At 37.7% G+C, this 10,072-nt stretch carries 10 protein-coding genes and 1 pseudogene; 6 read left to right on the top strand and 5 right to left on the bottom strand.

The window, feature by feature from the left end; all coding sequences use genetic code 11:
* Both RLO81_RS06655 and RLO81_RS06650 read right to left on the bottom strand, forming a co-directional pair.
* Positions 1–173 (bottom strand): annotated as a pseudogene (locus RLO81_RS06655) (RNA polymerase subunit sigma-24); the annotation flags it as partial.
* Positions 164–1,267, bottom strand: a complete 1,104-nt coding sequence (locus RLO81_RS06650) for a glycosyltransferase (protein ID WP_350109012.1) — start codon at positions 1,265–1,267, stop codon at positions 164–166. The gene RLO81_RS06650 and the pseudogene RLO81_RS06655, both read right to left, overlap by 10 nt.
* A 134-nt stretch (positions 1,268–1,401) precedes the next feature.
* Here RLO81_RS06650 and tgt point away from each other — a divergent pair, with 134 nt between their 5' ends.
* The 4 genes from tgt (at position 1,402) to RLO81_RS06630 (ending at position 5,780) form a co-directional block, all read left to right on the top strand.
* The gene (tgt, locus tag RLO81_RS06645) at positions 1,402–2,532 is read left to right on the top strand and encodes a tRNA guanosine(34) transglycosylase Tgt (RefSeq protein ID WP_350109009.1); all 1,131 of its coding nucleotides are present in this window, start codon (positions 1,402–1,404) and stop codon (positions 2,530–2,532) included.
* On the top strand, positions 2,532–3,605 hold the full coding sequence (locus RLO81_RS06640; RefSeq protein ID WP_350109006.1) for an LptF/LptG family permease: 1,074 nt from the start codon (positions 2,532–2,534) through the stop codon (positions 3,603–3,605). The genes tgt and RLO81_RS06640 overlap by 1 nt, the downstream gene beginning before the upstream one ends.
* Positions 3,602–4,513, top strand: a complete 912-nt coding sequence (locus RLO81_RS06635) for a DMT family transporter (protein WP_350109003.1) — start codon at positions 3,602–3,604, stop codon at positions 4,511–4,513. The genes RLO81_RS06640 and RLO81_RS06635 overlap by 4 nt, the downstream gene beginning before the upstream one ends.
* Positions 4,514–4,634: 121 nt before the next feature.
* On the top strand, positions 4,635–5,780 hold the full coding sequence (locus RLO81_RS06630; protein WP_350109000.1) for an aspartyl protease family protein: 1,146 nt from the start codon (positions 4,635–4,637) through the stop codon (positions 5,778–5,780).
* On the opposite strand, the gene ispE is transcribed toward RLO81_RS06630, so the two are convergent.
* The 3 genes from ispE to RLO81_RS06615 all read right to left on the bottom strand — a co-directional run bounded on the left by ispE (position 5,770) and on the right by RLO81_RS06615 (position 8,118).
* Positions 5,770–6,522, bottom strand: coding sequence for a 4-(cytidine 5'-diphospho)-2-C-methyl-D-erythritol kinase (gene ispE / locus RLO81_RS06625; RefSeq protein WP_350108998.1), 753 nt, complete (start codon positions 6,520–6,522; stop codon positions 5,770–5,772). The genes RLO81_RS06630 and ispE overlap by 11 nt on opposite strands.
* A 146-nt stretch (positions 6,523–6,668) precedes the next feature.
* A complete protein-coding gene (locus RLO81_RS06620; protein WP_350108997.1) occupies positions 6,669–7,481 on the bottom strand; it encodes an enoyl-ACP reductase FabI in 813 nt (270 codons plus the stop codon).
* Between the two features lie 58 nt (positions 7,482–7,539).
* On the bottom strand, positions 7,540–8,118 hold the full coding sequence (locus RLO81_RS06615; protein ID WP_350108994.1) for a hypothetical protein: 579 nt from the start codon (positions 8,116–8,118) through the stop codon (positions 7,540–7,542).
* A 126-nt stretch (positions 8,119–8,244) separates the two neighbouring features.
* Between RLO81_RS06615 and murI the strand changes: the two genes are divergently transcribed.
* The gene (murI, locus tag RLO81_RS06610; protein WP_350108991.1) at positions 8,245–9,057 is read left to right on the top strand and encodes a glutamate racemase; all 813 of its coding nucleotides are present in this window, start codon (positions 8,245–8,247) and stop codon (positions 9,055–9,057) included.
* A gap of 56 nt (positions 9,058–9,113) precedes the next feature.
* Positions 9,114–10,072: complex I subunit 1/NuoH family protein (locus RLO81_RS06605; protein ID WP_350108988.1), on the top strand; the 959-nt coding region annotated here is incomplete at its 3' end.

Below are 10,072 nucleotides of genomic sequence, written 5' to 3'. Positions count from 1 at the left end.
AGGACTTCGGCATCATCTACATTGCGCACCATTTTAAGTACCATGTGATAAACCGGACGTTTGTATCTATCCATGAGCATGGCATATGCCTGTTCATCGCCTTCTTTTACAGCCTGATCAATTAACTTAAAATCTTCTAAGGCCTTATCAGAAAACTGTTTTTTTAACTCCATCGAACTTTTTTAGTAAAAATTGCCCTTAACCCGGTGGAAAGATAGTAAAAGACAAATATAAAATCTAAAAACAGCAAACCCCACATGCTGAAAGTTTTGCCGAATTTATGGCTTCCACTTCTAAACGTAAGGTAGAGCAACAAGGTTCGGATTGTGAAACAACTTAAAACAATGTAATTCAATGGGTTGTATACCATAACCATTAAAAAGCTTAACCAAAAGGAAATATGCGTAAGGCTAAGTATACTAAGCACAATTTTATGTTTGATTCTATATAGTTTTCCAACAGAAATATGCCTTAGTTTCTGATTAAAAAATGCTCTCCACGAGCTTTTAGGAATTGAATAAACCAAACTTCCTTCACCTATAACGAGTGAAGTATTAGACTTTGTAGCGTGCTTATTTACAAAAAGGTCGTCATCACCACCCGTTCTTTCCATATAACCGGAAAAGCCCTTTTTAGTAAGAAAGAGTTCTCTTTTGTAAGCCAGGTTTCTACCCACACCCATATAAGGCATACCAAATAGTTGAAAACTAACATACTGTATGGCTGTCCATAAAGATTCGTATTGAATGAATGAGTTTAGCAGACCGGGCTTACTTTCGTAAAGGCTCACCCCAACAACTATCTGTGTTTGATGTTGCCCAAACCCGGAAGCCATTTCTTTTATCCATTGGTTACTTGCGGGTAGGCAGTCATTATCAGTGAGTAATATGTTATTGTACTTGGCAGCTTTTATGCCTAACGTGAGCGCATACTTTTTACCGTCCATATTGTTAGGCTTATGCTCAACTGTTACCACCTTAAGGTTTTGGTATTGTTTTACAGCTTCCAGCAGATAGTCTTTGGTTTCATCTGAAGATCTATCGTTTACCACTATAATTTCAAATGCTGCGTACTCCTGCTTTACCAGGCTTTCAAGTAATTGAACAAGGTGAGGCATCCCATTTTTTGTGGCGATAACTACAGAAACACCTTCGTTATAAACTGCCGTGTTTTTTTTGAATGATGTGATTTTAATTAAAAAAAGTCCATAAAAAAGTGCCTGAATGGTAGATAAGGCAATAAAAATAAGTACAAACGTGTCGATCATTAAACTAGGATAAGTATCAAATTAAAGGTGGCAAATATATGGCGATTATTCACATCTGAAAGTAATTTCCATAATCTAAAATTCGTAAGTCTACTTTGCTTTAATCCATTAACTTTGCGCTGTTTTTATAGCCAATGGATTTTCAATTACAAACACAAGATAAAGGCAGCAAAGCCAGGGCAGGAAAAATTACTACAGACCATGGCGAAATAGCCACACCTATTTTTATGCCTGTGGGAACAGTGGGTTCGGTCAAAGCTGTGCATCAAAGGGAGTTAAAAGAAGATATTTCTGCTCAAATAATTTTAGGAAACACCTATCATCTTTATTTAAGACCAGGGCTGGACATTATTCAACAGGCTGGCGGTTTGCATAAATTCAATGGCTGGGATAGACCCATTTTAACCGATAGTGGTGGTTATCAGGTATATTCATTAGCAGGAACAAGAAAGATTAAAGAAGAAGGTGTTACGTTTCAGTCGCACATTGATGGCTCAAAGCATGTATTTACACCTGAAAACGTGATGGACATACAGCGAACCATTGGCGCGGATATTATCATGGCGTTTGATGAATGCACCCCTTATCCTTGCGATTACAAGTATGCTGAAGAATCGATGCATATGACACACCGCTGGCTCAAGCGTTGCTGTGATCGATTTGATGCTACCGAAGGGTTATACGGCTATAGTCAGACACTTTTTCCAATAGTTCAGGGCAGTACGTATAAAGATTTACGCGTTCAATCTGCCGAGTCCATTGCATCATTTGGCCGAGAAGGGAATGCTATAGGTGGCTTGTCGGTAGGCGAGCCCGCAGAAATGATGTATGAAATGACCGATCTGGTTTGCGATATTTTACCGAAAGATAAACCGAGGTACTTGATGGGGGTTGGCACTCCTGCAAATATCTTAGAATGCATTACATTGGGTATCGATATGTTTGATTGCGTTATGCCTACAAGGAATGCACGTCACGGCATATTGTACACTTCAGAAGGTATCATTAATATAAAAAATAAAAAATGGGAAGATGATTTTTCTCCTATTGATCCTAATCTTGGCGGATATGTAGATACATTTTATTCGAAGGCCTATTTAAGGCACTTGATTACCAGTAAGGAAATGTTAGGTGGACAAATTGCTAGTATTCATAACCTTACTTTTTACCTTTGGTTGGTTGGCCAGGCGCGAGAGCATATAATAAACGGCACCTTTATTGATTGGAAGAACGACATGGTGAAAAAGGTGAGCAACAGACTATAATGAAATTACTAGACAGGTACATATTAAAACAGTTTTTAGGGGCATTCATATTTACAGTGCTTATAATATGCTCGGTTATTCTGGTGATTGATATTACCGAGAAAACTGAAAAATTTGTGAAGGCTGAATTGACAACAGGGCAAATAGTTGGGTATTATATGGATTTCATTCCATGGATAGCCAACTTCATCACACCGCTCACAGTTTTTATTGCCACCGTTTTTATAACCTCCAAATTGGCAGGACGCACAGAAATTGTAGCTATCCTAAGCAGCGGGGTTTCTTTCAGGCGAATGTTAGTACCCTATTTAATTGGCTCTACAATTATAGCTCTGGTAAGTTTCGTGCTCACGGGATGGATTATCCCCGATTCAAATAAAACCAAACGTGAGTTTGAAATACAATACCTAAAAAGTAGGTATTACTTTGATAAAACCAACATTCACATGCAGGTGGCAAAGGGTAAGTACTTGTATATAAGAAGTTATAATAATCAAGCTGATGTAGGCTATAATTTTACATTGGAACTGATGGATAGCACTAAGCTTCTTGAGAAGTTGAGTTCAAGCAGAATTACCTGGGATAAAGAAAAACAAAAGTGGACGTTGACAAATTGGAGCAGGCACATTTTCAATGGATCTGAAGAGGAAATTGAGAAAGGCACTACCATGGATACAACCTTGGCAATTCACCCAAGTGAGTTTGAAAACCTGGAGAAGAATTACGAAGCCATGACAATCCCTGAACTCAATGAGGAAATAGATAAACTCACCCTTAGAGGTGCTGGTAATGTAGAGTTTTATCAGGTTGAAAAGTATACGCGTTTTACCTCACCTTTTGCAGTATTGATACTCACATTTATGGGGGTTATTGTTTCGGCAAGAAAAAGCCGGGGAGGAACTGGTTTCCAAATCGCCTTGGGCTTCTTGCTTTCGTTTTTATATATACTGTTCTTCATTATGAGTAAAAGTATTGCCGAGGCAGGTGGTATGCATCCTGCCATTTCTGTTTGGATACCCAACATCGTATTTGGCGGTATCTCATTACTCATGTACAAATACGTTCCGCGTTGACACAGACTACTACAGACTACATAAAACTGCACTTTATAGTATGGATATGGGGGTTTACAGCCATTCTGGGCTTGTTAATTACTATACCATCAGTTGAAATTGTTTTCTACAGAACGCTCATTGCAGCCCTAGTACTTTGGGGATTACTGGTGTACAGCAAGGTAAGTTTTAGAATTGGAAGAAGAGAAGCCTACAAAATTTTAGGAACCGGCTTTATCATCGCTGCTCACTGGATATTATTCTTTGCAGCAGCTCGTGTTTCAACGGCCTCAGTGTGTTTGGCGGGCATGGCAACTTGCTCCTTATGGACTAGCTTTTTGGAGCCTTTGATGAACAAAAAAAGAATAAAGGCTTTCGAAGTTGTACTCGGCTTAATTGTCATTGCCGGCCTTTATGTGATTTTTAGGTTTGAATTCAATCATGCATTGGGTTTATTCATGGCTGTGGTTTCTGCTTTTTTATCAGCACTGTTTTCTGTGATTAATGGTAAGCTTACTGTTAGGCACAACCCATATATGATTACTTTTTACGAAATGGCTGGTGCATGTTTAGGTACTGCGCTTTTCTTTCCATTTTATACCTACTACTTTGCTCTTGAAGGGTTGCAATTAATACCTACTTCTATGGATTGGTTGTGGTTATTTATATTGGCTGTTATTTGCACAGTATATGCGTTTTCTGTTTCTGTTGAGATTATGAAAAGAGTGTCAGCTTTTGTGGTCAACCTTACGGTAAACCTCGAGCCTGTTTATGGTATTATTCTGGCCGTCATTATTTTTGGTGAAAAGGAACAGATGAAACCTGGCTTTTACGTGGGTACAGTAATCATCCTTATCTCTGTCCTCATTTATCCAATACTCAACAGGTACTATAAAAGAAAAGCCTTGCCTTTGGATAACTTAAGGTAAAAACGAGCACCAGTACCTTCCCCTTTATACCACAGAACTCCTTTTAATCACTTGAAAGGTGTTTTTCATGGGTTTATTTTTAAATTGATTCAATTTCGCAGTCAACAATTAAAGAGTATTAATGAAAAGGATTAACAATTATCTGGTAGGTGCGTGCATACTTTTACTTACTTCATGCAACTATGTTAAAAATGTGAACTTGCTAGTGCGTGGTAGCGCAGCAAAGCACATCGACTGCAAAGTGCCCTTCACTTACAAAAAAGGGATTATTGTTGTCAATGCTCAAATACGCAATGAAGAAAATGCGCGTGAGTTTATCTTTGATACAGGTGCTTTTAATTCAAAAATTGCAAAATCGCTTTCAGACGAACTTGGTTTTGAAACCAGTGCGATAAAAGAAAACTCAGACTCCAACGGAAATACCAAACAGATAGAAGTTGTTGGAATAGATTCTATTACCATTGGTCAGGCGACATTCTACAATATAGGCGCAGGTGAATTAGAATTCGCTAAAGAATCATTCAGTCCTTGTATCGCTGAAAATGGCATTATTGGTGCTAATCTTATTAAGTTGGTGAATTGGCAATTTGATTTTGATGCAAAGCAAATAAGAATAACTACAAAACCCATTCAGCACCCAGAGGAGTACTCATCTCTTGATTTTGAAAGGCCATTACTTTCTGGCACACCGCTGATACAAATAAAAATAGGAGATGTGTTAATTAAAGATGTATTACTTGATTTAGGATACAATGGAGGCTTAATTCTTCCTGCCAAATACGCTGCCAAGTTTAATGTAAAAGGCAAAACTTTAATTGATCAATCAACTTCCGGAATCTATGGAATGAGAAAAGATACAATTGTGATTAAAGAGCTTCCTGTAGCGTTAGGTAAGGATATTTTTACAATCCCCGTTCATTTTTCAGCCAATAGTAAGATGCTCTTGGGAAATGATGTGCTAGAGCATTTTGATGTATCGATTGATAATGACAATAATAAAATTTACTTAAAAAACAGGTCAGAAGTGAAGTGTGCGCCAGACCATACCTTCATACCTGCAATTCTCAACGATGATTTATGGGTAGTAAGCAGAGTTGAGGAGAACTCCTCTATTGAGCTAGGCGATACACTTAAATCAGTTAATGGAATGAAACCAAAAGACCTTTTTCAAAATCATTGCGATTATTTTTTCGGGTTAGATAAATTATTGAATAGTGATTCTGTTGTGGTGGAAACGAATAGAGGAAATATGTTGACTATTTACTAAAAATCCCATACACGGCCGAACCTGAACCTGTCATGCTGGAATAGATTGCTCCTTGTAAGTAAAAGCTATCTTTCAATGCTTTAATTGCTGGGTGATTAGGGAAAATGGAGTCTTCAAAATCATTATGTAACTGGTTCTTCCAATCTTTAATAGGTTTCTTGATTATATCTTCAATACGCTGATTAGGTGTTTTTGGAGTTACTCCGGCATAAGCTTCGGCTGTACCTATATGAATGTCTGGATACTCAAGTTTAATTTCATAATCAGTCAGGTCAATTGAAATGTCACTAAATTCAGTGCCGGTACCTGCTGCTAAAACAGGCTTGTTCCTTACAAAAAAGGGGCAGTCACTTCCTAATTTTGATGCATATTGCTCAAGCTTATCATCAGAAATAGCGAGTTCAAAAATTTCATTGAGAACTTTTAATGTAAACGATGCATCCGATGATCCACCACCCAAGCCTGCCCCAATGGGAATGATTTTGTGCAAATGAATTTGCACAGGATCAATATCAAAGTCAGCTTTTAGTAAATGGTAAGCCTTTAAGCACAGATTACTTTTCGCATCACCAGGAATTGTAATCCCGGAATAAGAAAATGCTAGTTTTTTCGATGGGATAATTTCAAGTATATCAGATAACTCAACAGGGTAGAAGCAAGATTCAATAGTATGATAGCCGTCTTCTCTTTTAGAAGTGATGTTGAGTCCCAGATTAATTTTAGCATTTGGAAAAACTACCATACGAATTGCTGGATATAAAACTAAATGTCATTCCAAACTTGATTTGGAATCCCTGCGGTTTGTACGCTGCATCACGAAGGGATTCTGAATTGAGTTCAGAATGACAAATTGAAAAATTTAAGACAGTTTCTTAATTGGTCGAAATGTTATTTTGTCATTTCACCAATAATTTCATCAGTTATGCCCGATGAAGAGAAACCACCATCATGCATTAAATTTTGCATGGTTACCATTCTTGTATAGTCAGAGAACATCATAACAATGTACTTAGCACAATCTTCGGCACTAGCATTTCCAAGTGGTGATAACTTATCTGCATAATCTAAGAATACATCAAACCCACCAACACCGCTTCCGGCTGTTGTCATGGTTGGCGATTGCGATATGGTATTCACTCGTACTTTATTAATTTTTGCAAACCTGGAACCATAACTTCTCGCAATAGATTCCAATACGGCTTTGGCTTGAGCCATATCGCCATAATCTGGGAAGGTTCTCTGTGCAGCAATATACGTTAGGGCTAATATTGAACCCCATTCGTTCATGGCGCCAGTTTTTTCAGCTGTTTGAAGCACTTTATGAAAAGATAATCCTGATATGTCCAATGTTTTTAAAAACCAATCATAATTTAGGTCGCCATAATCCCTTCCTTTTCTTACGTTAGGGCTCATGCCAATTGAATGAAGTACAAAGTCTAACTTGCCTCCTAAAATCTCCATTGATTTCTCGAAAAGATTAGTTAAATCCTCAATCGAAGTAGCATCTGCTGGAATTACTTCCGCATTACATATTTTAGCAAGTTCATTAATTTCACCCATCCGCATAGCAATTGGCGCGTTGGTCAAAACAAACTCGGCACCGTCCTCATGTGCCTGTAGTGCGGTTTTCCAGGCGATAGAATCTTTGTTCAGCGCCCCAAATATGATACCCTTTTTTCCTTTTAATAAGTTGTTACCCATTTCTAGAATTTTAATTGAATGGCAATAATACGAAATTATTTTAGCCTGAAGGAAGTAATCAGACTTTCACAGGCTTCTCGGTAAATCCCTTGATAAACCCACCGAATTTGTTAGTAAATCCTTCTATTGTTTTATCCTTTGAATCAATGGCAAACAGGTCTATTTCTTTTCCTTCAGTTAGTGCAGAAAATGTATAATTGTAAGTAACAGGAATTTCAATATCCGGGCTTACAAAATCATCTACCTCAACACGCTTAAATTTAAAGCCGTCAATATTTGAAAAGTCTATTCGTCTGTAAGGTCCGGTGGCATTACTTATAATATTAATCTGCTTGGTTTGGCGAGAGAACAGAACTTTAAAATGTTTTTTTGAATAGAAGCTTAAAAATGGCGTGGCAGTAAAAATAAGACCGAGCAGTGCCCCGCCAATTACCACGGTATTTCCTTGTTGAGCACCAAGTATCAGGCAGTAAGAAACTAGTGCGACTCCACTAAACGAAAGTAACATTCTCGAAATAAAATTATTGGTAGGTGCACCGATAATAGTTAATTCGTTATCTCCACGAAACTTAACCATCAACTCATGATCCCGGAGCATATCATTAAACTCCTCTTCAAGAATTTGTCTTTTTTTCATTGAAATATTCTGCCAACCTTTGAACGAAATGACAATTTAGAAAAAATAAATAGTTGGCGCCATTCTTATGGTACTATTTCAATAGATTTGGTTGTCTGAGAGGATATAGGCATTACTATTTAAAGAATGAATGTAGATAAAAATAGTCCAGTAGGAATTTTTGATAGCGGCATAGGCGGGCTTACGGTAGCTCATGCTATAAGGGCAGCGCTGCCACGGGAATCACTTATCTACTTTGGCGATACCGCACATTTACCTTACGGTGATAAATCTGAGGCAGCTGTTCAGGCATACAGTATTAAAATAGCTGATGTACTATTAAACAAAGGCTGTAAAGTAATAGTAATTGCCTGTAACTCGGCTAGTAGTGCCGCTTACGAATTGCTCAAAGAATATACGGGCACACGTGCTAAAGTAATTAATGTGATAGACCCGATGGTAAATCATTTGAAGGATAATTACGAAGGCAAGAAGGTAGGACTTATCGGTACAAAAAGAACTGTAACTTCTAATGTGTATGGTAAAAAAGTAAAAGCTCTTAAAAAAAATATTAGTTTAGAATCGATACCTACACCGCTGTTAGTGCCCATGATTGAAGAAGGGTTTTTTAACAATAAGATTAGTTACGAGATCATTGAAAAATATCTCCAAAATAAAGACCTTCAAAATATCTCGGCCCTGGTATTAGGTTGCACGCATTATCCTTTGGTGAAAGATCAGATAAACAAATTTTACAATAACAAGGTTGATATTCTTGATAGTTCTGAAGTTACGGCCGCGTACCTTAAAAATTATTTGATCGAGGCTAATTTATTAAATGACAAACATGTGGAAGAAGACCATTTTCTTGTTTCTGACTATACAGATTCTTTCGAAGCATCAACAAAGATATTTTTCAAAGAGCGAGTGAAACTGGAAAGGTACATACTTTGGGGTTAGAATTAGGTTTAATGATAATTTTTTGTCACTTTAATCACTAAATGTAAACCGGGTAGATGTCCACTTTTCTATTTGCACTTCCATTCTTACTCATTTTCGTTGTGTTTGCGGTTTACGCAGAGAGAAAGATATCTGCCTTCATTCAGGATAGGTATGGCCCTATGGAAGTAGGCCCTTATGGCATACTACAGACTATTGCAGACTTATTAAAGCTCTTACAGAAAGAAGACATTGTTCCAAAAGCAGCCAGCAGAGCCCTCTTCTTGGTAGCACCTGTTCTAATTTTTATTGTAGTTTTTACGGCATTTGCTTTCATTCCATTAGCACCAAATTGGGCGGGGTCTATGGCAGAAACAGGAGTATTTTTTCTAATGGCCATTGTCTCACTTGATGTTATCGGAATCATCATGGCCGGATGGTCCTCAAACAACAAATATTCTTTGTTGGGATCTATTAGATCTGCGGCACAGATTATTGCCTACGAAGTGCCTCTTACATTAAGTGTATTATGTGTTTTGGTGATAGCTCAATCATTAAACTTACAGGAAATTAATTTACAACAGAGTATATGGGCGGAATCAACGAATTATCTGTTTGGTATAAAATTCTTAGGAGTCGAAGTAACAGATATAGGCGGCATTCTCTCCTGGAATGTAGTTCGTATGCCTCTGCTTTTTGGTGTTTGGGTAATTTATTTCATTTCTTCTTTGGCGGAGTCGAATAGGGCACCTTTTGATTTACCTGAAGCTGAATCGGAGCTTGTGGCAGGTTTTCATACCGAATATTCAGGTTTTAGGTGGAGTATTATAATGCTTGCCGAATACGGTATGATGCTCCTTGTAAGCATGTTAGGGGTAGTGCTGTTTTTTGGTGGGTGGGCTACTCCACTTCCTAATATCGGTACAATAGAGTTGGCTAATTGGACCAGCGGAAGTATTGGGAGTGTTTCTGCCACATTATGGGGTATCTTTTGGCTGATTTCTAAAACGCTACTAATGATTTTTTTACAGATGTG

Origin of the sequence: Fulvivirga sp. (genome assembly GCF_040220315.1) — a bacterium.
Taxonomy (GTDB): domain Bacteria; phylum Bacteroidota; class Bacteroidia; order Cytophagales; family Cyclobacteriaceae; genus Fulvivirga.
The sequence above is the reverse complement of the archived record's forward strand: the minus strand, read 5'-3'. Positions and strand labels throughout refer to the sequence as shown.